Source organism: Pontibacter kalidii, from assembly GCF_026278245.1.
In the GTDB taxonomy this organism is placed as follows: Bacteria; Bacteroidota; Bacteroidia; order Cytophagales; family Hymenobacteraceae; genus Pontibacter; species Pontibacter kalidii.
On record NZ_CP111079.1, the window covers coordinates 1,061,362 to 1,084,853 of the forward strand.

Sequence of the window (23,492 nt, forward strand, 5' to 3'; positions counted from 1 at the left end):
CGTCAGCAGCTATACTACGATTGAGGAGAAGACTGGTATACAGTATTTAACTCCTGGTCTGCATGAAGCCAATCCTGTTGCTGCGTTAAATACGTAGTATTTGCGGCAAGGCGGTAAATGCCAGCGATAAAGACTTAAATAGCGAATCAAGTTCAGACATGGGTATGTTAGGTGCGTATAGCGGAGCACATGCCTGCTTAGGAACGGTGAAAGGGCGCTATCTTTAGCGTACTAACCAAGCATTGAAAACAGGGAGTGGCTATACCTATTTGGGTGCTGAGGGTAGCCCTCCCTTTTTTATGCCTCCCTTTCCGGTAGCTCAACCTAAGGGTAGGTATAAACTCGATATGTTATGGCGGCAAAAAGATATCCACGGAAAGTGGCAGTGCTAAAAGCTAGGGCGGTCAGCAGCAGCATTTACCTGCACCGGAAGGCAGGTGCGGCTGCCGTAGACAGCGGCTGCATGCGGGGCAACGACAGCTATGGCAAAAATGGAAGCGCCTCGGTAGGCATCATCCCAGAGCCAGAAGAGAAGCCAGTGAGGGAGCAGTCTTACAGCGACTTCATGAACTTTAACTACGGGGCACAGTCGCAGCGGCACTGCGGCCACCCAGCAGAGCGCTGATGCCTACACAAATAGGCTACCTACCTCAAGGCTTTTCATACTTGCAGGCCTGACTTACTAAGGGCTCTGAGTAGCTCTCATAGACTTCTGTATAAAATTGACACTTGTACAGCGCCAGTAACATTTACTGGCGCTGTATGCTTTAAAGGCCTGTACTTTCTACTACTCGCTGCAACAAATTTGAGCCAGCATATAGTATTTAGGCGTAGAAGTATATCAGCAAAATAAACATATGATGTGTTATGGAAGATAAAGTTGAACTGACCTCGATGGTTCATGTGCTGGCACGGCTACGGAAAGAGGGGTATACGGAGGATTTCAGGGTGACGGAAGACGGCAAGCTATGCACCCTGGACGGCAAGCAGGAGTTCGTGCCGGATCAGGTGCAGATCGTGAATTTTTATCGCTTTGAGGGGGAGAGCTATCCCGGAGACATGGCCATACTTTATGTGCTGGAGACTGCCAGCGGCGCAAAGGGTACCCTGTCGGATGCGTATGGCACCTATGGCGACGAGATAGTGGAAAACTACATGAGGCAGGTAAAGGACCTGGGCAAGAACCTCGATAAACACAAATAAAGACATCAACTATACCTAATAGATTAAACTTTCTTTGCTACACCCCGCGAGAAGTATAGATAGGTACAAACACTATGGCTAAACACAAGGTATCTGATCATCATAAAAATAAAAAGGAAGCGCCGGTGCCAAAAGGCAGGCTACTGGCAGTAGGTGGCAGTGAGGACAAGGGTAAACAGGAAAAACTGAAGCCCGAGCAGGCAAACAACACAGACTTTGAGAGCGAGGAGATCCTGAAGTTCCTGGTACAGGAGCTGAAAGGCAGCAACCCCACCATTGCCGTCATCCCGACAGCCTCCGATATCCCGCAGGAGGTAGGCCGCGAATATACCAGAATATTTAAGGAGCTGGGGATAAATAACGTGGAGGTGCTGGACATTCGCAACCGGGAAGACGCGCGGGACCCGCATCACTGTGAGGTGATCGAGAAAGCCTCCGCTATTTACTTTACCGGCGGCGACCAACTCCGGCTCACCTCTATTCTGGGGGGCACCAGGGTGCTGCAACTGATGAAGGAGCGCTTCACCTACGATGACATCCTCATCGCCGGCACCTCTGCCGGGGCCATGGCCCTGTCCACGCCCATGATCTACGAGGCTGATACCAAGGGAGGTTTCCTGAAGGGCGATGTGCGGATCACCACCGGCCTGGAATTCCTCAAGAACGTGGCCATAGACACGCACTTTATTGAGCGGGGGCGCCTGGTGCGCATGGCGCAGTGCATTGTTACCAACCCCGGCTGTATCGGCATCGGCTTGGAAGAGGACACGGCTGCCTACATTACGGAGGGGCGCGAGTTGGAGGTGGTGGGCAGCGGCCTGATCACGATTGTGGATGGCATGAGGCTGGCTAAAACCAACATTTACGAAATCGGTACGGGCGAGCCCTTCTCGGCGCACAACCTGTGCGTGCACCTGTTGTCGCCGGGCGAGCAGTATACCATCCCAACGTTCGATCAGCTGCACCTGTAGCCCCCTCCAACATGGCCGCCACTATCCCTAAACCTGAAGCTAGCTTAGTTGCTACGTTGCAGGGGGCATTTTGGCTGGTCACGGGCGTCTGGCCCTTCGTGCACTTAGAGAGCTTTGTGTGGGTAACCGGGCCCAAGCAGGATTACTGGCTCCTGTATACTGTGGGCTTGCTGATAAGCGTAATAGGGGCCACGCTACTGGCTGCCGGCATCCGGAAGCAGGTAACCGCCGAGATAAAGTGGCTGGGGGTGGGCGCCGCCGCGGGGCTGATCGGCATAGACGTATACTACGCCCTGAACGATGTGATACGGGACGTATACCTGCTGGATGCCGTGGCCGAAGCGACCCTGATCATACTTTGGCTGTGGGCCGGTGGCAAAGGCCTGAAAAGTATAGAATAGCTACGAAAACACATTTATGCAGCAGCCAGACAACACCCCGCTTCGGGCAAGGCATTACCCGCTTGTGCAGGAGCTGGAAAAAGAGGAGGAGCAGGTGCTGAGCGTCGGCGCCATGCGCCGGCGCAGCATCGCCGCCAGCCTGCTGCAGGAATACCAGACACTGCCCCTGGAGCCCCGCCTGGTGCCCAGCGCCGACGGTGCCCTGAAAGCCATCTGACCATACCTGCCTACGCCCTCGCCGGCGACAACAACCCTTACTGGAGCGTATACGCCGTCCTGATGCTGAAGCTTCCCGCTTATACCACCATCTACATCCTCACCCACGAATCTATTGAGTACCCCCTGCAGGAGTGGCTGCAGCCGCACTCCAACCGCAGGGCCGGCGACGAGCTGGCCAGCTATTACGCCGCGGAGCGGTTTGGCTGGCAGCGGGTAAAGGTGCCCGTGTACTTTGAGGGGGGCAACGTGCTGGTGGGCGATGATTTCTTTCTGCTGGGTGCCAACTATGCGGTGGACACCTGCCTTCACCTTAGTGAACAGTTGCTCTCGGACAAAGGCCTGAAGCTGAAGAAAGCCATCACCGAACTATACCAGCAGTACCTCGATAAAGACAGGATCCTATACCTTGTCGGCTCCACGCTGCAGCTGCCAGCCGAGCAAAAAAGGCGGTTTACCCGCAACGGTGAGGAATGGGAGGAGCTGCTGTACATGAGGAACAAGGAAGGCTCGGTGCAGCCTGTCTTCCACATCGACATGTTCCTGACGCTGGCCGGCCGCAACGAGAATGGCAAGTATCGGGTGCTGGTGGGGGACCCGCGCATGGCCTCGGACCTGCTGCATAATAAGTATGCAGCCCTTGCCACACCGGAGGCCTTCGATGAGATAGCGGCTTTGTTAACGCGTCTGAAGTTTGAGGTGATCCGGAACCCGCTGCCGCTCGTGTACGTGGATGACGAGCAGAGGAGGGTACGGAAGTGGTACTATGCCACCTACAACAATGCGCTGGTGGAGGTCAGAAGCGCGCAGGAGCGAACCGTGTGGCTGCCCAGCTATGGACACGGCAATTGGCCGGAGCTGCAACGCACAGACGAGGAGAACAAGGCCATCTGGGAGCAGCTCGGCTTCAGAGTCATCCTCCTCGGCGACTTCCATCCCTTTGCCGCGTTTGCCGGCTCGGTGCACTGCATCAAGAAGTACGTGGAGAGAGAAGAGGCAAAGGGGTAGCGGGTTATACTTGCAGCAGGGGAAGGTGCCGGGCACCGGGAAACAACTGGTTCATCTCCTTTAAGAAAGTATTCAGCCGTTCCCTGTCCATTTTGTTATGGAGCGAAAGGTCAGCGTCATTTACGACGGCAGCAGCATGGGTGTAGATGACGTCTAACCTCTGCGCGTCTGGCTTCTGGTGCAACAAGCCCTGCAGGCATCTGAGCAGCCGCAGGTCTATCTGCACATCTGCTTTCCCGTAGGTGCGGATGGGGCTCAGGTAACGGTGCATCAGCTCGTCCAACGTAAGGGTATAATCGATCACGCGCACCTTCTTCTCCTCGTCGAGCAGGCAGTTGAGGTCCTCATTTTTCATGCGGCGGATAAACAGCAAAGTCATAAAGTCAATAGCTTTCATGGCCGTGCCTGGGTCATTAATGCCCGGACTAAGGGCCTTCACCGCTATTTCGGAGAGCTGCTTCAGGCCCTGCTCAAAATCCTTCATCACAACCTCCTCCACACTCATCACAAAGCACTTCTGCAGCTTCCCTCCAGCTCCGGGGTTCTGGGGTCACTGGTGAGCTGCATCAACGGGGTGCCCTCCACGGTAAATGTGCCCACCTCTACCAGTATCTTCACTTGCAGCTGGTGCTGCCTTGCCAGCTGCCGCAACCCTTCCAGGTCTACCTGCCGGAGGTAGCCGTTGGTGTTGTTGTATAAGGTATACTTAAAGTCGTTGTTGCTGGACTTGTCCGGTGCATGGGTGTTGCTCACTACCTGCTTCTCCACCTCCAGGGCCTGCGCCGCTTTCTGGAACACGCTGTTTACAATATTGTCGAGCTGAATGGCCTGGGAGATAGAGTGAATAAAGTACACAAACAACACCAAGCAGATGATGCCAAAGGCCAGCCCCAGCAGTACCGCGATGGCCGGCGTATGCGCACTTTCCTTATCCGTCTTATAACTCAGCAGCAGGAGCAGCACGTAGATGATGGTGCCGATGTAGAAACCCAGCACCACCTGGTGCGACCGGACGGTGGTAAGGCCGGGAATAACCCTCGGGGAAAGGTTACTCGTTGCCTGGCTCAGCACGATCATCACCATCGAAAAGCTGAAGACGGTAAGGGAAATGATGCCAGCCGCCACCGTGCTGAGTATAAGCCGGGCATTTTCCTCGTCGCGCACCAGCTCGAATGGCAGCCGCTCTTCCAGCGCCGTGCTGATAGGCAGCGTCTCGAAGTACAGCATCCCGATGGCCAGCATGAAGAAGCCCACGGAGATGATAGACGGCAGAAAGGCGATGCTGCTGGTGAGAGATGCCTGCTCTCTGTAAGATGAAGTGGTGAACTTGGTCATTGTACGCTTCCTTGGTCGCTACAGACGAGGATGCTGTTAAAGCTTCTCACTATTCCATAGGGCTATCTTTGGTTTTTCGCCGCCTATACTATAGCCGCGCTTCATCAGGTTGGTGTTGAAGGCAAAGGCAACCTCCGCCTGCTGGTTCAGTGCTATCAGCCCTATGTCTCCTTTCAGGAACTCCCTGTGCATAGTAATGGCTTGATCTGCGGCTTGCTGCAGGCGCTCGTCGGCATATTTTATCTGGGCGTATACTTCGTGTGCAATAGCACCGCGCATGATCACCTCGCCCTCTCCGGTGCAGCTCACAGCGCAGTAAGGGTTGTTGGCATAGGTGCCGCCGCCAATCACCGGGCTGTCGGAGATGCGGCCCTTCAGGCGGTTGGCAAGGCCGCCGGTGGAGGTGCCCGCTGCCAGGTTACCGTCCTGGTCCAGGGCCACGGCCCCCACGGTATCGTGGCCTTTTCGCTGCTGCTCGTCCAGAACGCTTTTATGCCAGGCCTTCAGTTTCTCCTCCGTTACAAAATAGGATGGTTTCTCCAGTTCCAGGCCCTGCGCCAGCGCGAACTCTTCTGCACCGGTGCCCGCCAGGAAACTGTGCTTGCAGTTGCGCATGATTTCTTTGGCCAGCCTGATGGGATTTTTAACGTAGCGCACGTTGCCCGCAGAACCCGAATTGAGGTTCCGGCCGTCCATAATGGCGGCATCAAAATCCGTTTCCCCGTGTATGTTCAGGCTGCCGCCCCTGCCGGCGTTAAACAGCGGGTTGTTTTCCATACGTTCGATGGCGGCTGCTACGGCATCCAGGGCGCTACCGCCTTTCTCCAGCACGGTGCTCCCGGCCTGCAGCGCCTCCTCCAGCCCCTCCCGGTATAATTTCTCTTGCTCCTTGGTTACCTCTTCACGCTTCACGGTTTCCGCACCGGCATGTAGGGCGATAGCATACTTTCTCATCCTGTAAAATTAAAGGTATTGGGTTTGGGCGGGTGCTGAGGATTGTACGGCAGGGAAGGGAAGCGGTTGGGGTGAGGTTGCCAAATAGTTATACTTTTGTGCCATGCCACTGCCGGCTTTTAAGCGGGGATAATGAGTATACTTGTGCTAGAATCCGAAACGGTAGTTTTATACTTTCCCGGAGGCTACAGCAGGAGCAGTTTCCGGGAGATCGGTGCAATTCCGGTGGGGCTTGAGCTCATACTTCTCAGGTAGGGGATGCCTGCTTTTTGAAGTACACCTTAAACGTGGTGCCCTTGCCGGGCTCGCTCTTAATTGCAAGAAGAGCAGGCGCTGACTGTCAGGAGGATGTCCAAGATCTGTATTGCATCTATTATTTTCATAAACAAAAAGATGCTTTAACTTCTTTACCCTTAAATGAAAGTATAAGTAGAAGAGGTTAGTTTAGCTGCGGGCAAAAGCAGGGCTTTAGCTATGGTTTATTTTTGCCGGCAATAGGAGTATATAAAATCAGGATATATGGAAACAGCAACGTTTGGCAATGGGTGCTTTTGGTGCACAGAGGCTATCTTTCAGGAGTTAAAAGGCGTGGAGAAAGTGCTATCCGGCTATGCCGGCGGCCATGTTGACAACCCAACCTACAAGCAGGTATGCGCAGGCACCACCGGCCACGCCGAGGTGCTCCAGGTAACGTATGACCCGGAGCAGGTCAGCTATCAGGAGCTGCTGGAGGTGTTCTGGAGCACCCACGACCCCACCACCCTCAACCGCCAGGGCAACGACATCGGGACGCAGTACCGCTCTGTGATCTTCTACCACAACTCGGAGCAAAAGGAACTGGCCGAAAGGTACAAGCAGGAACTGGATGCCTCCGGGGCCTTCGATGCCCCTATTGTAACGGAGATTGAGCCCTTGGGTAAGTTCTACCCGGCCGAGGACTACCACCTGAATTATTTCAACACCCACGGGCACGAGCCTTACTGCAGCTTTGTCATCCGGCCAAAGGTGGATAAGTTCAGGAAGGTATTCGGTGCCAAGCTGAAGTCGGCGTAGGGTGGCTAGGAACCAGGGAGTTGGAATTCTGGGAACGACGGCTTAACTTAAGCCCCCTTAAACGAGCAAAAGCCCTGTAGTGGGGGAGACTACAGGGCTTGCCTAATCTAAACACAAACAACCAACAAAATCTATTAAATTAAAGGGAATCAGGGGTTACACAAATAAGAATGCCTTTTAGTATCGTACGAATGGTGTTACGCTTACCGAGTCGAAGTTGTCCGCAAGCCCTACAAAGTAATCTCCGATGAAGATTCCCGAGCCGCTGCTAACTGCGCTGGAGCCGGCATGAAAGGTAATCATGTTGCCATCTATGGTTGCAAAGCCAGCAGGCTCCTCGTGTAGCAAGGCAGCCTTTGGGCCTGTACTGCTTGGTAATAGCGCAGCCTTTACCAGGCAGGGCTCAACCAGTCGTTTGGGTGAAGGGTTTAATGTCGAGTTCATGTGACGATGGGGTTTTGGGTTCTAACACGCTACAAGTATAAGCATGCCCCCTCTCCAGAAACAGGAATATTAATCGGCAAGAGTAACATGAATATTTTGGTTTATTTATGCGATGTTTCCTATAATTATCAATGCGTTCAGGTCTGTTTATTCCTGAGTTTGTGCTTGGGTTATAATGTTTTCTTGTTGTAAGTATTTGAAATAAAGCATATTGATAAGCAGGTGTACTTGTAGGAACGGTGCTGGATGAACGCCATAGCTATTGAAGAAGTAGCAAGAAAATTGGTAAATTGCTTCAAAAAGTAACGTTCTACTGGCTGCTTTTTGAGCTAAAGGCCTGATTAAAATAATAGCTGCAAGTATAAAGTGCGAGAACCGTAAGGCTCAGCAGGCCTCCGGGAAAGAGTACCAGCCACCAGGCAGAGGTATTGCTTCGGATACTGGAGATAGTGCGTCCCCAGCTAACCAGCGTGGTAGGCACCCCGATATTCAGGAAAGAGAGCGAGGACTCCAGCGCCAGCAACCCACCCAATCCGAACGTAAAGGCTACCAGAACCGGGCCGGCCAGGTTTGGCAGCGCATGCCGCCAGATAAGCCGCGCCGGCCGGTTGCCTATACTTTGGGCCGCCTCGAAGTACGGCAGTTGCCTGATACGCAGCATTTCGGCGCGTGACAAGCGGGCAATGGCGGGCCAAAGTGTAAAAACCAGCAGCAGTGAGAGCAGGGGCAGGGAAGGGGGGATAAAAGAAGCCAGCACCAGGATAAGCACAAAGCGCGGGATGCTCGTGAGCGCCTCGGTCAGCCGCATCACTCCTTTGTCTACTGGTATGGCTACCGCTTTTCGCCAGTAGGGGAACCAGCGCTGTAAACCTTCTGAGAGGAGCCATAAAAGTATGAGCAGGCCCAGCAGCAGGCCGAAAGAGAGTAGTACGTGCCTGTATCCCGACTCCCAGCTATACAATTTCAACGGTAAGTACAGGCCATAGTACAGCAGCAGAGGCGTGCTCAGGACCCAGCGCAGTATCCTGTGCAATGGCTGTTGCAGGCCCCTGTTGCCGAAATATCCTGCCGTAGTTCCGAGCACCATACCCACTAGGGCAGCGCATAGCATAACAGGTAAGCTAATCAGGAAGGCGGTGCGGGCGCCAAAGAGCACGTTCGCCAGTAGATCACGGCCCAGGCCATCGGTGCCAAGTGGGTGGCCCGACTCCATAGCCGTTGCGGTGAAGGGCGCCAGGAAGGGGTGCTGCAGGTCGAGGTAATTTGGAGCGTACGGCAAATGCAGCAAAGGAAGCACCAGCGCCAGCAACAGCAGCAGCGCCAGGTACAGCAGGGCGATTCTGAACCCCCATTTGCCCTTCCAAAGGCTTTTTATACTTTGCCAGATGCGCCTCATGCCAGCTTCTGCTTTATGCGTGGGTCGGCCCAGACATAGGCCGTGTCGGCTAGCGCGTAGGAAATCATGCGCACCACCAGCACCACCAGTATGATCGCTACCAGCACCGGGTAGTCCCGCGCCATCACCGATTCAATCAGCAAACGGCCTATACCGGGTATGGCATAAATGGTTTCCACAAGTATGGAGCCGCTCACCAGCGCTGGAATAAAGTCTGATACGATGGTGATGAGTGGCAGCAAGGCGTTGCGCAGCGCGTGCCGGCGGATGACCAGGTGTTCCGGCAACCCTTTTGCCCTGGCCGTGCGCGTAAAGTTGGCCTGCAGCGACGCCTGCAGCGAGTTATAGACCTGGTTGGTAATGTAGGGCAGGTTCACGAGTACCAGCGCCAGGAGCGGCAGTGCCATGAACTGCATCTGCTGCCCCAGTTCTTGCCAAAAGTCAAGGTTGTCAGGTGCATAATACCCCATTCCATACACCGGGAAAAGCTGCAGGAAATCGGGGTTAGCGAGTAGCACCAGCAGCAGCAGGGCCAGCACCAGCATCGGTATACTATCTACAACAAATAGGGATGGCAGCAACAGGCGCCGCAGGCGCTGCATCCGTTTCCGGGCTATCAGTATACTTAGCTCAAGGGCCAGGGCGAGGGTAACCGCCATGCCTGTTAACAGTAGCCAGAATGTGTTGCCGATACTGTTCCGGATCATTTCCAGCACAGGCTGACCCGTGCGGTACGAGGTGCTGAAATCACCAGTGAGTATACCTGAGAGCCAGTGATGATACTGGTTGGAAGTGCCGTTCCAGTTAAACTGTGGCAGCAGGTAGGAGTAAGATAGCTCGAGTTGCTCTTGTGTGGCTTCCGGCTGCAGGTTTGGCGGCGCTTGGGGCTGTTCGTAAGAGGAGAGGCTGAAGTAGAAAAGAGGTAGGTGCTGCCCGGTTCTTTGCTGATACTCCCGGAAGGCCGCTTCCCGGCTGCTTTGGCTGCTTTGATTGTAGAAGCTGGCCTCCGGGTTCAGGAAGCGCTCCTCCCCGAACGAGCCCGGAAGCATCCTGCTCAGTAGAAATACCAGCGTTCCCAGCAGCCAGATGGTGGGGATAGCCAGCAGAATTCTCCTGAGCAGGTACACAAGCATAGCGCTTACTCGTCCTCTTTTAAGGTGAAGGCACTAACGTCGTAGTTAGGTTTTAGGCCTGAGATCTTTGTATTTGTGAAACGCTGGTGAATGGCGATGCGCTCCTTTGTGTAGTACATCGAAATGAAGGCGGCCTCCTCGTGCATGATTTCCTGCAGGCGTTTCAGCAGGCTTGCCTGTTCCTGGCGGGAGGTAACGGTGCCGCTGATTCTGTCTAGAATCTCGTCGCTTTCCGGTGTGCCGAAGCCGGTGTAGTTCAGCCCGCCTTCCTTGGCATAGTCGGAGTGAAGCAGCGGCTTAAAGTTGAAGGCAAAAGGGTTGCCGCCCAGCGAGCGAAAGTATAGATCGAAGTCGTGTTGCTTGGACTTACTCGCCAGCAGACTGCTCTCCACCCCCTGCACGTGTACCGGTATCCCAATCTGCGCGGCATTCTGCTGGAGTATAACAGCTGCATTTTCATAGCTGGTGTTCCCTGCACGGAAGATCACCTCAATTGTGAGCTGCTCTTTCTTTCCGTTGATGTTCTTGTACCAGCCTCCTTTTTCCTTTTTCCATCCGGATGCTTTTAACAGATCCGTCACTTTGGCGGGATCAGAAGTATAATGTTTCAGGCTTGTGTTATAGAAGTCGGCAACAGACGGTGGAATGGGGCCAACCGTAGGTGTGGCGTAGTCCTGCTGCGATACTCTGATCACGCTTTCGATACCCAGGAGATGGGCAATAGCTTGCCGCGTGCGCTTGTCAGCGAACTTTGGCCGGCGGGTATTGATGCCCGCATACGTAAACTCGTACGCATCCGGTGTGTGCAGGGCATAGTCTTTCAGAAAGGGCTCCTGCCGCTGTAGCTGCTCAAACTCAGCCACCGGTATACCCTCCAGCACATCCAGCTGCCGGTTCTTAAGGGCAAGAACGGCTGTTGTCATGTCCGGAATAACCTGAAAGCTGACGCGCTGTGGAATGGCTGTCAGATGTTGTGTGTTAGATGTGTTGTTCCCCCACCAGTCTTTTTTGCGCGTCAGCGTCAGGTATTGTCCGTTTTCCCAGTTCTCCAAGGTATAGCCGCCACTGCCTTGCAGCAGTGCTGGGTCCCGCCCAAAATCAGGCGAGTTAAACTTGACTGCGAATGCTTTTAGTTTCTCATCGTTTTCCAGTTCGGAGGGATTTCCGCTCAGGGTAGCCACTTCTATGTGCCGCAGCAGGTTCTCAGGATCGTACAGATAGGCCGGCAGTATAAAGAAATCGCCGGTGAGCAACTCCATCTCAGGCGCATACCCGCTGCACACAAACGTGAAGCGGCGCGGGTTATCTGCATCTATCCTGATATCCTGAATGAACTCCAACTGCGGTTTAAGACTCTCGTTGTTCAACAGCGGAGCTTTTGCCACCTTCAGCGTGAAAGCCACATCCTCAGCTGTTACAGGGCTGCCATTCGTCCATTCCGCCGCCTCCCTTATTTCATAGGTGAAAAGCGTGGTGGAGTCCTGTCGCTCAACCGAGGGCATGTCCTTAGCCAGGTATGGCTTAATTTCATTGGTCCCCAGGTCGGCGCTCAGCAAACTCTGAAACAGCAGGTTGATAATCTGTAGTGCACCGGCGTGGCTGTAGCTCACAGGGCTCAGCGTTTCCGGTTCAGTTGATAACCTAACCCGCACCTCTTCAGGTGCGCGCTCTGGCTGGCTACAGTATGTAAAAAGTAATAAGAGAAAGCAGGTTAATGCTGTGTTGATTTTCCTCATGTACTTACCCTTTGGCTAAAGATTGTAAGGGCAAGTTAGGGAAAAGAAAGGGATTAATCTTCTTCCCAGGTCGCAGTGCCTCCAAATGCTGAGATTTGCTGGTCGCTTTCAGCCGTTGAAGTAGTTTTAGTTTGCTGGTTGGTCTGAGCTGTATTTCCTGTGTTTCCTAAAGTCAGCAAATTAAGAATTAGGGAGATGATTATAGATACCATTTTTAAAAGGGTTTATGTTCTTTGATGATTACAGGGCAAAGTTGAGTATAAGATGTTGGGGATTAAAGGAATGTTCATGTATAAAAGTAACTAGGAAATCTTTTTGTTGTATTATATTTTATTCTATTTGGTAAGTTTCAGTTGATTAGATTGAGCTATTTAACTATTTTTAAAATGCCTACTGATCCTGTTAAGGTAACTAAATGCATCTTACTGTATGGCATGTACATTTTACAATGTTAATAAAAAAGGTATGTATATACAGTCAATAAACCCTTATTAATGTAACTTGAACAATATTTTTGACCACTATAAATTTTATTATTTGATCTGCCTTGGGGAAGGGCTTGAGAAGCTTTAAAATGGATGAGTTAAAATCGTTAGCAAAAATTGCTGTTGAAAGTAACAATTCTAAACAGATGTTACCCAACTTTAATAAAAGCAGCAAAGAGGGGATGTTTTATAATAATCTTATGCAAGATAATTATATAGATGATGCTGTAGCATCAATGGATCTGTATGGCTCAAGCCCCAATGATGTAAAATACAAAATGCTAAAAGTTAGGCTCAAGAAAAAGCTGTATAACTCACTATTCTTCTATGATAAGCATAAATTAAAGAAAGCCCATCAGAAGGAACAGGAATGTCTTCATTTACTTCACCACGCACACTTATTACTCAGGTTAAAAGAACCTGTATTAGTCTTAAGTATAGCAGCTAAAGTCAAGAAAATTGCTATTCAATATGAATACATCAATTTTGTTATTGCAGCTTTAGAATTAGAGATGGATTGCTACTCAAAAACTGGTAGCATTAACAGCTTCTTGCAGGCAAAACAAGAGCTTGAAAAATTTTTAAATATAAAAAAGTACGAACGGGAGGCTGTTACCTTTCTTCAGCTCCTAAAAGTAAAGTATAGTAAATCTATTAAACATAGGAGGGCTTATCTATCAAGTATCACAGACGACGTTGATAATATGTACAGGCTCTGGAAGGCTGCAAAATCATTTGAGGCGTTCAATGCCTATTACAAGGCCAGCATTATTTTCCACGAAATGGTGGGAGATTTTTCTGCCATAATCGATTTAACAGTGTCTTCTGAAGATAAACTGGCCTCAGGAGAAGTGAATAGCTTAAGGTTTGATTCGAATTATAATAAATTCATACTTGTTTACGCTCACTTTCGGGCGAAACAGCTACTAGAGGGATTGCAATATGCCTCAAAGTTCCACAGCGATTTTGAAGAGAACACTCCTAATTGGTTTGCTTATACAGAAAATTATTTCCTGATAGCTCTGCATGCAAAAGAATATGAGCTAGCTGGTCACCTCCTACATAAAGTATTTTCAAATCCCCACCTTAAGAGACGGCCAGCGTTTGCCAGGGAGAGATGGACGCTTTTTCAAGCATACTATAATTTGGTTGGGGAGTTTTTCAACCATGAAGATACAGTTAATCCTTTCTTTTTATCTCTTCCTGTATATAGCAAGGATAAACAAGGTTACAATGTAGCCATTCTAATACTTCAATTTATTTATTTTCTTCAAAAGAAGGAAACAGAAGCTCTACTGTATAGAATTGAGAGTCTTAAAAAATATATTTTAACCCATCTTAGAGACACCTTTAGCCTCCGTAGCAAGACTTTTCTCAAATTGCTGATACTAATCGTAACTGAGGATTATGATGTGGTTGCCTGTAAGAAGAAGGGTCAGAAGTTGTATCAGAAGCTTATTGAGACGCCCATCCCAGGAGATGCCTATGCTGAAATTGAGATTGTGCCTTATGAACATCTTTGGGAGCACATACTCGATAGATTGGAAATTCATTATAAGTAAGGAGAGGTGTTGAAATGAAAGAATTGCAGAGGTTAGTAAGGCTGATAGATAAATATAGTCCAAAGCTTGCCCCGCTGATACACATTCAGGATGATTCTAAACTGGAAACGAAGCTTTTCAATTTCCTCAGAGAAAGTGTAGTCCTTTCAGATGAGGCTGTTGCCAAGGAACTATACGGGGATGAAAAGCTGACTGGAAGTTTTAGGACTTTGAAATCACGATTTCGTAAGAAGCTTTATAATCATTTACATTTCTTAGAGATATCTCATGGTGAACAAAGGAGTTCCAATATAGTAAATTATAAATGTCTTTCACTGCTAACAGAGGCCTATGCTTTAATGGTAAATTCTGAGTTAAAGCTAGCATTAAAGTTATTTGATCAAGTAATAGAAGTTGCCGAAGAACATGAGGTTAACGAGATGCTAATCAAAGCGCTTGAGGGTAAAAAAAGAATATTCTTATATACGTCAGAGGCAAAAATGTTTCACCTTTGTGATGCAGACCTAAAACGATGCTATGATATTCAGTGTTTTGAACGGGAGGCGCTGGCGATATATGATCATACTATGATAGCCCTTAGAGGGCATACTAATCCCAGACGTGGTGTTGTAGAGAGCTTACCAGATAGTCTAGAGAAAATGTGGCTGCTTTATGAAAAGTCTAACTCATCCCTTATCTTTTATCATCGCCACATACTACAAATTGCTTACCTAGAGCAGTCAGGGAGATACTCAGAGATAGTGCAAGCTATTGCTCATGCAGGGGAGTTGGTATCCGCTAATCAGGTTAACAACAGTTGGTATAATACAAAGTATAACGCCTATACCGAAGTATACGCCTTATTGCAAAGCCGTCAGTATGAAAGAGGGCTTGAATTAGCTGCTAAAAATGTCAAGCTCTTTGAAAAGTACGCGTCTAACTGGTTTGCCTTCATGGAGAACTATGTCTTACTGGCTATACATAGTAGACAATACCAATTGGCTGAAAACCTGCTCAAAGACGTTATTGAAAATGAGCATATAAGAAAGTTGAGTGATGCTAGTGTTGAACGTTGGGAGCTGTACAGGCGGTACTTTGTATTTCTTGTGGAGCACGTGGTGGGGGAGCGCCAGCAGGCCTTGTCATCTGAGATTACCGCCAAGCTTCTCATACTTCCTAATGATAAAGCTGGCTTTAACCTGGCGTTACTGGTGCTGGATGTGCTGGAGAGGCTCTCGGAGGGGGATCTGGACGAGCTGGAGGTGCAGGCCGAGCGGGTGCGCAAATACACGCAGAAGTACCTGCGGGGGGAGAAAGCCGAGCGCCCGCGCCTGTTCATGCGCCTGCTGCTGCTGGCCCTGACCAGGCAGAACGCCCGGGAGGCCAGGGAGCAGGGGCAGCAGCTACTGGAGAGGCTGCAGGCCGAACCCCTGCCCGGTGACGCCTTCACGGAGGTGGAGATCGTGCCCTACGAACACCTGTGGGAGCACGCGCTGCAGTTGCTGGAGCGGCAGCAGGGGCAGCTGTAAGCCAGTGCTGTCAACCTTGCTGGCAGGGGACTGTACTGGCTAAGGTTATTTTTAGTACTTTTCGGGATGGAAAAGAATAATCCCACCGTTACCCGGGCCTGGTGCTTCTACGACTGGGCGAATTCCGTTTACTCGCTTGTCATTACCTCCACCATTTTTCCCATCTACTTTAGTGCGGTGGCCAGGAGGCCGGACGGAACATCCGTGGTTAATTTTCTGGGTTTCGAGTTGGATAGTTCGGTGCTGTTCACCTACGCTATATCGGCGGCTTTTCTTATCATTGCCTTTCTCAGCCCTTTCCTTACGGCTATTGCCGATTACAGCGGCCGCAAGAAAATGTTCCTGCAGCTGTTTTGCTACCTGGGCTCGCTTTCCTGCGCGGGTCTATACTTTTTCACTGCCGAGACATTCACCCTCTCAGTTATACTTTTCGTACTGGCCACCATTGGCTTTAGCGGCAGCATTGTGTTCTATAATGCATACTTGCCCGAGATTGCCACTGAAGACCAGTACGACCGCCTGAGTGCGCGCGGCTTTTCGATGGGGTATATCGGCAGCGTGATCCTGCTGATCTTTAACCTGGCCATGATCATGCAGCCGCAATGGTTTGGTATTGCGGCTGAAAATAGCTCGTTGCCGCCGCGCATTGCCTTTCTGAGCACGGGTATCTGGTGGCTGGGATTCGCACAGTATACTTTCTACCACCTGCCAGGGAACGTTTATCAGCGCAAGCCAAAGGGAAGCTGGATACTGAACGGCTTTAAGGAGCTGAAAAAGGTGTTGGACCAGGTAAAAGGCCTGCCGCTGCTCAAACGCTTCCTGCTCGCGTATTTTTTCTACAACATGGGCGTGCAGACGGTGATGTACCTGGCGGCTATTTTCGGGGAGGTGGAGCTGCGGCTGCCGAGTGATGTGCTCATCATCACCATCCTGATTATACAACTGGTGGCCATTGCCGGGGCCCACGCCTTTGCCAGGCTGTCGGAGAAGTATGGAAACGTGCGGGCGCTGATTGTGGCGGTAATCATCTGGATCGGCATTTGCATCGGCGCATACTTTACGCACGGGCAACTCCAGTTCTATGCGCTGGCGGCTGTGGTAGGTTCTGTGATGGGTGGCATACAGTCGCTGTCGCGCTCTACCTACTCTAAGCTGATACCGGCTAGCACCAAAGACCACGCTTCCTACTTTAGCTTTTACGATGTAACCGAGAAGGTTTCCATTGTGCTGGGCACGTTGGCATACGGCCTGATCACGCAGCTGACCGGCTCCATGCGCAACAGCATCCTGGCGCTGATTACCTTCTTTGCGCTGGGGTTACTCTTCCTGTTCCTGATGCGTAGTAAAAGGCTTGTGGAGGCGCAGCCGGAAAGCGCCCACGCCATCAGCGGCAATCAGTAGTTATACTTATTCTTTAGTAGCCAGACAAAGGAACTTTAGACAAAGGACAAAAGACTTTAAAGTATAAACCGTCATAGTTCAGGTAGTGGCTTGAAACTGTTTCTCTGTTTATACTTCTATTCCTTAGCTATACTTGCCGTTTATACTTGAGATGGACTTGTACTTAAGCCATACTTATACTTGCTCCACCAAACAGAAAGTCCGCTGAAGTATAAACCCCAGCGGACTTTTTGCTTCTAAAGAGCGGGTATGCTTCAACCCCCAAACTCTCTAACTCTCTAACTCTACAGGCCTATTTCTTAAAAACCAGCTTGCCGTTTAGGTAGGTGCGCAGCACCTGCGTGTCGCGCATTTGCGTTGGCTCCACCGTCATCAGGTCGCGGTCTACCAGTATAAAATCGGCAAACTTGCCGGGCTCTATACTTCCTTTCTCGTGTTCCTCAAAGTTAGACTTGGCTGCCCAGATCGTCATGCCGCGCAGGGCTTCCTCACGGCTTAGGGCGTTCTCCATCTGAAAGCCTCCTTCCGGCCAGCTTTTGGCATCCTGCCTGGCTACGGCCGAGTGGAAAGTATAAAACGGGTTTATACTTTCAACCGGGAAGTCAGTGCCCAGTGCCAGGTATCCGTTTTGCTGCATCAGCTCCTTAAATGGATAAGCATGTTTGATGCGCTCCTTGCCCAGCCTGTCGCCGGCCCAGTACATATCCGAGGTGGCGTGCGTGGGCTGCACCGATGGGATGATGTTATACTGGCCAAACTTGGCCATGTCGGCAGGATTGATGATCTGCGAGTGCTCAATGCGCCAGCGTTTATCGTTCTCTCCACCCAGCACTTCACCATAGATATCCAGCAGCAAACGGTTGGCAGAGTCGCCGATGGCATGTGTGTTCATCTGGAAACCATGTTCGTACAACTTCGCAGCGATGTCACGGAACTCCTGCTCCGAGGCCAGCAAAAAGCCATAATGGTTATGCTTATCGGCGTAAGGCTTCAGTAGGCTGGCACCCCTCGAACCCAGCGCACCGTCAGAGTAGATCTTGAAGGAGCGCACGTTCAGCCGGTCGGTTTTGTAAGGGCCGTTCTTAAAGTAATGATCCTGGTTTTCCTGGGATGGATTCAGCATGGCGTACACGCGCATCTGCAGCTCGCCTTTTCGGTGCATGTCGTCCATCAGGTCCACCGTTGCTTTGTCCAGGCCAGCATCATCCACCGTGGTTAGGCCCATGGCAAAGGTGTTGGCCTCCGCGATCTTCAGGGCCTCTCGGCTTTCTTCTTCTGTTGGAGCAGGAATCTTGCTGGCTACCCGGTCGATGGCGTTATCCACCAGGATGCCGGTCATCTTGCCGTTTTCAACCTCCACCAGGCCGCCTACCATTTTAGTTTGTGGCGTAACGCCAGCCAAATCCAGTGCTTTCTGGTTCGCCAGGGCCGCGTGTCCGTCGATGCGGGTAAGCAGCACAGGGGTGTCCGGGAAGAGCAGGTCCAGCGTGTCCTTGGTCGGGAACTCCTTCACAGGCCAGTCGTTCTGGTCCCAGCCGCGGCCGATGATCCACTCTGCAGCAGGAAACTTCTCGCGCTGCTCGGTCACCTTCTGCACCACTTCCTCGAACGACTCCGTGTCCACCAGGTCAGCCGATTGCAGCGACAGGCCATAGTTGTAAAAGTGGGCGTGGGCGTCGATAAAGCCCGGGTAAATGGTTTTGCCCTCGGCATCAAGCTCTTCGCTGGCATTATACATGCCTCGGATTTCCTCAGAGGTGCCGACAGCCAGGATCTTGCCGTCTTTCACCGCAAAGGCTTCGGCTTTATCGAAGCTCTCGTTCACCGTATACACATTGCCGTTGTATACGACCAGGTCGGCTGCTTCGGAGCCTGTCTGGGTGCTGGTGCAACTGCCCAACAGGGCGCCACCCAGTAGCAGGGCGGCAGAAAGGGTGCGTAGGTGTTTTGTCATAGTATAGTTTATTCGAACCGCATGTGTTTAACAGATTCCCCGGAGTTAATGAGTTCCAGGAGCGAGTCTATCCCGATGCTCAGGTGCTTCTCCACATAGTTGGTGGTAACCAGTTTATCGCTTTCGGATGTCTTCACCCCCTCCGGAATCATCGGGTTATCCGAAACGAGCAATAGCGCACCGTGCGGAATCTCATTGATAAAGCCAACGGTAAAGATCGTGGCTGTTTCCATGTCGATGCCCATGGCGCGGATCTGGCGCAAGTAATCCTTAAAGTCATCGTCGTGCTCCCACACACGGCGGTTGGTGGTATACACGGTACCGGTCCAGTAATCCATCTCGTGCTTCTTGATCATAGAAGATACCGCGCGCTGCAGGCGGAAAGAAGGCAGGGCGGGTATTTCCGGTGGAAGGTAATCATCAGATGTACCCTCGCCGCGGATGGCCGCGATCGGGAGTATCAGGTCACCGATCTGCGTCTTTCTTTTCAGCCCACCGCACTTGCCCAGGAACAGGGCAGCTTTGGGCTTAATGGCAGACAGAAGGTCCATTACGGTGGCGGCCATGGCACTGCCCATCCCGAAGTTGATGATGGTGATGTTGTTGGCGGTGGCCGTTTGCATCGGCTTGTCCTGACCTTTTATTTCTGCGCCGAAGCGATCGGCGAACATGCGTACGTAGTTTATAAAGTTGGTGAGTAGAATGTACTCCCCAAACTCGTCGAGCGGCACACCGGTGTAGCGGGGGAGCCAGTCACTTACAATTTCCTCTTTAGACTTCATAGGTTTTGTTGATTAGTTAGGTACAAAAAAACCGCCTTGGCAGCTGGGGCTACTGGGGCGGATAGCGTGGGAAAAATGGCTAAATTGCAGCATGGATGCCCTCAATTTACCTCCTTTTGATTACAAAGTTACGAAATCAGGCGCTAATTACCTGATTTTTGATATACTTCGCCGCAAAAACGTGGTGCTGACGCCGGAGGAGTGGGTGCGCCAACATTTCGTGCATTATCTCATCCATTCGCTGGGCTACCCCAAGAGTCTGATCAGCATTGAGCGCGGCACTACTTATAACAAATTGCAGAAGCGCACGGACCTGTGTATTTACAACCAGGAAGGTAAACCGCACCTGCTGCTCGAATGCAAAGCCGCCCATGTTCCTATTACGCAGGAAGTGGTTAAGCAGGTATCCACCTACAACCAAACAATCCAGGCCAAGTATGTCGTTATTTCCAATGGCTTGCAGCACTACTGCTGGCAAGTAGATTTCGAGACCCGCAGGTATGAGCCGCTGGCAGAGGTGCCGGGTTATAATTTTGAATGAGTGATTGAGTGGATGAGTGAATAGGGGTACTGAAGTGCCCTACCCTCGCTCGCCTCTGGCGAGTGTGCGTCATGGGATGGTCTCTGGCCACTTTATACCTTTATAAAGTATGAATGCAGAAATGCTCTATCTGAAGTCACCAGGGATGGCAAGTGGGGGTAAAATTTACCTCGAATTTTAAAGAGTTTTCTCCCGCTGATCAGAAAAACAAAAGGGAAAAAACATTCGCTCATCTACTCAATCACTCATTCAAAACTCCCTTCCTCCTTCCAGAAGTATAGCTTGTTGTCCACCATGCCATTCCTGAAATACTGCACCTGTGCCTTTAGCTGTTGGCCGGCTTGTGGGGCAGGGGAGGCTGTGGGAGCGAGGTCGGGGAAAGTATAAAACCTGAGCTCATCCTGCTGGTTCAATTCACTCACTGCCTCCGGCTCCACCAGCAGGTAAGCCGAGCCGTTGAAAAGGATAGCTTGCCCCGTACTTGCCGTGTCCAGCAGCGAGTGGCCGAAAGGCAGCAGCTTATTGGTTGGCAGGTTCAGGTAATCGATCACCGTGGCCGGAATATCGGCATGTTGCGCAACTTTAGCAGGGTTTATACTTTTAAGGCCTTTGCCCGGATGGAACAGCAGCAGCGGCACCCGGAAATGGCCCAGCTCGTTCTGATAAGCCGGGTTTATACTTTTCTGGGTGTGGTCGGCAGTAAGTATGAACAGTGTGTTTTCGTACCAGGGCTGCTTCGAGGCCGACTTAAAGAACTGCCGCAGCGCATGGTCCGCATAGCCAATCGATTCGTGAATCTCCAACTCCCCCTTCGGGAACCGTCCTTTATACTTGTCGGGGATGGTGTAGGGTTGGTGGGAGCTCAGGGTGAAGAGCGTAGCCATAAACGGCTGCTGAAAAGTTGTCAGCTCCCAGGCAACGTACTGTAGGTAGGGCTCGTCGAAAATGCCCCACTGCCCGTCGAAATGCTGCTTGCGCAGCTCGCGCGGGTACTCATCCAACCCATAGTATGCCTGCACCCCTACGCGGGCGGCAAAGTTGTTGAAGCCCATCGAGCCATTGGCCGCTCCATGGAACATAGCCGTTTGGTAGCTGGCCTCCTGCAGCAGCGTACCCAATCCATAGAGCCTGTTGGCTTGATAAGGGGAGGTAATAAAGGGCTCCGGCATCAGGGAAGGCACTCCGGCAAGTATGGAGGGAAGCGACTCGATGGATTTACGCCCGTTGGCAAAGGCGTGCCGGAACATGACTCCCTCACTTGCCAGCGAGTCCAGAAACGGGGTGTAGCCCTGGCCATTGTTCAGTGCCCCCACATACTCTGCGGCAAAGCTCTCTAGTATGATGATCACCACATTCTCTTTCAGAGGCGCCCCATCCGGCTGGGTATACTTTTGCGGGTTGAACGCAAGCGCCGCCAGCAACGCCTCGTCTGATTGAAAGTAGTGCTTCTCCTCCAGCGTGGTTTTGCCTATCCCTTTTATAAAGGTGAAGGGGCTGTTGAGGGTGAGGTGGCCCAGCGCTGCCGGCTCCAGTATAAAGGCATGGCTGGGGCGGAGTGGCTTCAGCTGCAGGCCTCCCCGGATGCCCAGCACCACGAGTCCCGCCACCAGCAGCAGGCGCAAACTGCGCAGCCATACCTTAGGTGCCGTCTCCGGCAGGGCAGGGGCCTTGGGGAAAGCTTTGGCCAAACCGATCACCAAAAGTATAAATCCCAGGGCCAGGTACCAGTAATAACCCAATAGCTGCACCAACTGGCTGGCAATATCGCTGGTAATGGAGAGCAGCTCATTGCTGGTGCGGCGGCCTATAAACTTAAAGAACTCCACATCCACGATGGCCAGGGCAATAAACGGGGCGTTGCCAAGTATAAATATCCACTTGAGCACAAGCTGGTAAGTAGGGTGCAGCGTGTTGCCTACTGGCAGCAGCGAGAGCAGGATAAATAAGCCGTTTATCGCAAGTATAGCCGCCAGGTCGAAGCGCAGGCCGTGCGCAAAGGCAAACAGCAGTTCTCCCGCGCCAGCCTCGGCAAAGGCCGGGTAGTTAAACACAAAGAAAAGCAGACGCAGCAGCGTGTAGAGCACCAGCAAAAGCCCCAGTCGACGCAGCATCAGTATAAAGGCGGTATCGAACATCTCAGTTCTCTAAAAGGGAAAGTATACGTATGCCCGGTACGACAGTGAACCACGGCATTTGTCGGGCAAAAATAAGGGCGCCTTTCTGACAATGTCAAAAAGGCGCCCCGGTTTATGCTATTTTCTGTAACTACAGGACCTCTTCAACCGGGGTATACTCCAGGTTAAATGCCTCTGCAACGCCACGGTATACCACTTTGCCATTGACAATGTTCAGGCCTTTTTTCAGCTCCTCGCTGTCGGCGCAGGCTTTTTTCCAGCCCTTGTTCGCTACCTGAATAGCGTATGGCAACGTTGCGTTGTTCAACGCAAGCGTAGAAGTATAAGGCACGGCACCCGGCATGTTCGCCACGCAGTAATGCACCACATCATCAATGATGAAGGTAGGGTTTTCGTGCGTAGTTGGTTTGGCCGTCTCGATGCAACCGCCCTGGTCAACGGCAACGTCTACCAGTACAGTACCCGGACGCATTTCCTTCAGCATCTCCCGCTTAATAAGGTGTGGCGCTTTGGCGCCTGGGATCAGCACAGCTCCGATGATCAGGTCGTGCGTTGGCAGCAGCTCGCGGATGTTATACTCATTCGACATGAACGTGTTCACGTTGGCCGGCATGATGTCGTCCAGGTAACGCAGTCTTGCCAGGTTAGTGTCCAGAATAGTTACATCGGCGCCCATACCGGCAGCCATTTTAGCAGCGTTTGTACCTACCACGCCACCACCCAGGATCAGCACTTTGGCAGGGCGCACGCCTGGTACGCCACCTAAAAGTATACCGCGGCCTTTCAGGGGCTTCTCCAGGTACTTGGCACCTTCCTGAATCGACATACGGCCGGCAACCTCCGACATAGGAATCAGCAGGGGTAGGCTTCTGTCGGCACGCTCAACGGTTTCGTAGGCAAGGCAAACGGCATTGCGCGCAATCATGGCACGTGTCAGGGGCTCATGCGAGGCAAAGTGGAAGTAAGTAAAGAGTAACTGGTTGTCCTTGATCAGGTTATACTCAGACTCGATCGGCTCTTTAACCTTAATGATCATTTCAGCGATGGCGTATACATCCTCTATCGTTGGAAGGATCGTGGCGCCAGCCTTCGTATAATCTTCGTCGGAGAACCCGCTGCCTTCTCCGGCTGAGGCCTGTACATAAACCGTATGGCCATTACGCACCAGTTCGTTCACACCTGCAGGAATCGTTCCCACGCGGTTTTCATTATTCTTGATCTCCTTAGGAACACCAATTATCATGTCGCGATCAGTTTAAAAAGTAACAAGTTTT

At 51.6% G+C, this 23,492-nt stretch carries 21 protein-coding genes and 1 pseudogene; 11 read left to right on the plus strand and 11 right to left on the minus strand.

All coding sequences use genetic code 11. The features are described 5' to 3' along the window. The first annotated feature begins 352 nt into the window (after positions 1–352). The 6 genes from OH144_RS04485 (at position 353) to OH144_RS04510 (ending at position 3,799) form a co-directional block, all read left to right on the plus strand. Positions 353–625: a hypothetical protein gene (locus OH144_RS04485; protein WP_266205100.1), complete on the plus strand. Its 273-nt coding sequence runs from the start codon at positions 353–355 to the stop codon at positions 623–625. 242 nt (positions 626–867) lie between these two features. After that, positions 868–1,203, plus strand: coding sequence for a hypothetical protein (locus OH144_RS04490; protein WP_266205101.1), 336 nt, complete (start codon positions 868–870; stop codon positions 1,201–1,203). Between the two features lie 74 nt (positions 1,204–1,277). Further along, the gene (locus OH144_RS04495) at positions 1,278–2,174 is read left to right on the plus strand and encodes a cyanophycinase (RefSeq protein WP_266205102.1); all 897 of its coding nucleotides are present in this window, start codon (positions 1,278–1,280) and stop codon (positions 2,172–2,174) included. Positions 2,175–2,185: 11 nt separating this feature from the next. Beyond that, on the plus strand, positions 2,186–2,575 hold the full coding sequence (locus tag OH144_RS04500; RefSeq protein ID WP_266205103.1) for a hypothetical protein: 390 nt from the start codon (positions 2,186–2,188) through the stop codon (positions 2,573–2,575). Between the two features lie 16 nt (positions 2,576–2,591). Beyond that, on the plus strand, positions 2,592–2,792 hold the full coding sequence (locus tag OH144_RS04505; RefSeq protein WP_266205104.1) for a hypothetical protein: 201 nt from the start codon (positions 2,592–2,594) through the stop codon (positions 2,790–2,792). Positions 2,793–2,854: 62 nt separating this feature from the next. Next, a complete protein-coding gene (locus tag OH144_RS04510; RefSeq protein ID WP_266205105.1) occupies positions 2,855–3,799 on the plus strand; it encodes a hypothetical protein in 945 nt (314 codons plus the stop codon). A 4-nt stretch (positions 3,800–3,803) separates the two neighbouring features. On the opposite strand, the pseudogene OH144_RS21610 reads toward OH144_RS04510, so the two are convergent. Then, a pseudogene (locus OH144_RS21610) lies at positions 3,804–5,134 on the minus strand (DUF2254 domain-containing protein). A 36-nt stretch (positions 5,135–5,170) separates the two neighbouring features. Further along, positions 5,171–6,088, minus strand: coding sequence for an isoaspartyl peptidase/L-asparaginase family protein (locus OH144_RS04525; protein WP_266205108.1), 918 nt, complete (start codon positions 6,086–6,088; stop codon positions 5,171–5,173). Positions 6,089–6,607: 519 nt separating this feature from the next. On the opposite strand from OH144_RS04525, the gene msrA reads away from it, so the two are divergent. After that, complete coding sequence (gene msrA / locus OH144_RS04530) at positions 6,608–7,141, plus strand: peptide-methionine (S)-S-oxide reductase MsrA (protein ID WP_266205109.1); 534 nt, start codon at positions 6,608–6,610, stop codon at positions 7,139–7,141. A gap of 177 nt (positions 7,142–7,318) precedes the next feature. On the opposite strand, the gene OH144_RS04535 is transcribed toward msrA, so the two are convergent. The 5 genes from OH144_RS04535 to OH144_RS04555 form a co-directional block, all read right to left on the minus strand. Beyond that, the gene (locus OH144_RS04535; RefSeq protein WP_266205110.1) at positions 7,319–7,585 is read right to left on the minus strand and encodes a hypothetical protein; all 267 of its coding nucleotides are present in this window, start codon (positions 7,583–7,585) and stop codon (positions 7,319–7,321) included. A gap of 310 nt (positions 7,586–7,895) precedes the next feature. Beyond that, positions 7,896–8,981: an ABC transporter permease gene (locus OH144_RS04540; protein WP_266205111.1), complete on the minus strand. Its 1,086-nt coding sequence runs from the start codon at positions 8,979–8,981 to the stop codon at positions 7,896–7,898. Continuing rightward, positions 8,978–10,114 (minus strand): ABC transporter permease, encoded by a 1,137-nt coding sequence (locus OH144_RS04545; RefSeq protein WP_266205112.1) that lies wholly within the window; start codon positions 10,112–10,114, stop codon positions 8,978–8,980. The genes OH144_RS04540 and OH144_RS04545 overlap by 4 nt, the downstream gene beginning before the upstream one ends. Before the next feature lie 5 nt (positions 10,115–10,119). After that, positions 10,120–11,724: an ABC transporter substrate-binding protein gene (locus OH144_RS04550; protein WP_266205113.1), complete on the minus strand. Its 1,605-nt coding sequence runs from the start codon at positions 11,722–11,724 to the stop codon at positions 10,120–10,122. 179 nt (positions 11,725–11,903) lie between these two features. Then, positions 11,904–12,062: a hypothetical protein gene (locus tag OH144_RS04555; protein WP_266205114.1), complete on the minus strand. Its 159-nt coding sequence runs from the start codon at positions 12,060–12,062 to the stop codon at positions 11,904–11,906. A 362-nt stretch (positions 12,063–12,424) separates the two neighbouring features. On the opposite strand from OH144_RS04555, the gene OH144_RS04560 reads away from it, so the two are divergent. The 3 genes from OH144_RS04560 to OH144_RS04570 all read left to right on the plus strand — a co-directional run bounded on the left by OH144_RS04560 (position 12,425) and on the right by OH144_RS04570 (position 16,806). Beyond that, complete coding sequence (locus OH144_RS04560; protein ID WP_266205115.1) at positions 12,425–13,897, plus strand: hypothetical protein; 1,473 nt, start codon at positions 12,425–12,427, stop codon at positions 13,895–13,897. Between the two features lie 977 nt (positions 13,898–14,874). Next, entirely contained in the window at positions 14,875–15,405 is a 531-nt protein-coding gene (locus tag OH144_RS04565; RefSeq protein WP_266205116.1) for a hypothetical protein, read from the plus strand. 66 nt (positions 15,406–15,471) lie between these two features. Beyond that, positions 15,472–16,806, plus strand: coding sequence for an MFS transporter (locus tag OH144_RS04570; protein WP_266205117.1), 1,335 nt, complete (start codon positions 15,472–15,474; stop codon positions 16,804–16,806). 292 nt (positions 16,807–17,098) lie between these two features. Here OH144_RS04570 and OH144_RS04575 read toward each other — a convergent pair whose 3' ends face one another. Beyond that, positions 17,099–18,760, minus strand: coding sequence for an amidohydrolase (locus tag OH144_RS04575; protein WP_266205118.1), 1,662 nt, complete (start codon positions 18,758–18,760; stop codon positions 17,099–17,101). Positions 18,761–18,768: 8 nt separating this feature from the next. Further along, the gene (locus tag OH144_RS04580; protein ID WP_266205119.1) at positions 18,769–19,542 is read right to left on the minus strand and encodes an AMP nucleosidase; all 774 of its coding nucleotides are present in this window, start codon (positions 19,540–19,542) and stop codon (positions 18,769–18,771) included. Positions 19,543–19,633: 91 nt separating this feature from the next. Here OH144_RS04580 and OH144_RS04585 point away from each other — a divergent pair, with 91 nt between their 5' ends. Continuing rightward, entirely contained in the window at positions 19,634–20,083 is a 450-nt protein-coding gene (locus OH144_RS04585) for a type I restriction enzyme HsdR N-terminal domain-containing protein (protein ID WP_266205120.1), read from the plus strand. A gap of 245 nt (positions 20,084–20,328) precedes the next feature. Here the strand turns inward: OH144_RS04585 and OH144_RS04590 are convergent, their stop codons facing one another. Together OH144_RS04590 and ald are read right to left on the minus strand one after the other, a co-directional pair. Next, a complete protein-coding gene (locus OH144_RS04590; protein WP_266205121.1) occupies positions 20,329–22,218 on the minus strand; it encodes an LTA synthase family protein in 1,890 nt (629 codons plus the stop codon). A 130-nt stretch (positions 22,219–22,348) separates the two neighbouring features. Continuing rightward, positions 22,349–23,461 (minus strand): alanine dehydrogenase, encoded by a 1,113-nt coding sequence (ald, locus tag OH144_RS04595; RefSeq protein ID WP_266205122.1) that lies wholly within the window; start codon positions 23,459–23,461, stop codon positions 22,349–22,351. Positions 23,462–23,492: the final 31 nt, after the last annotated feature.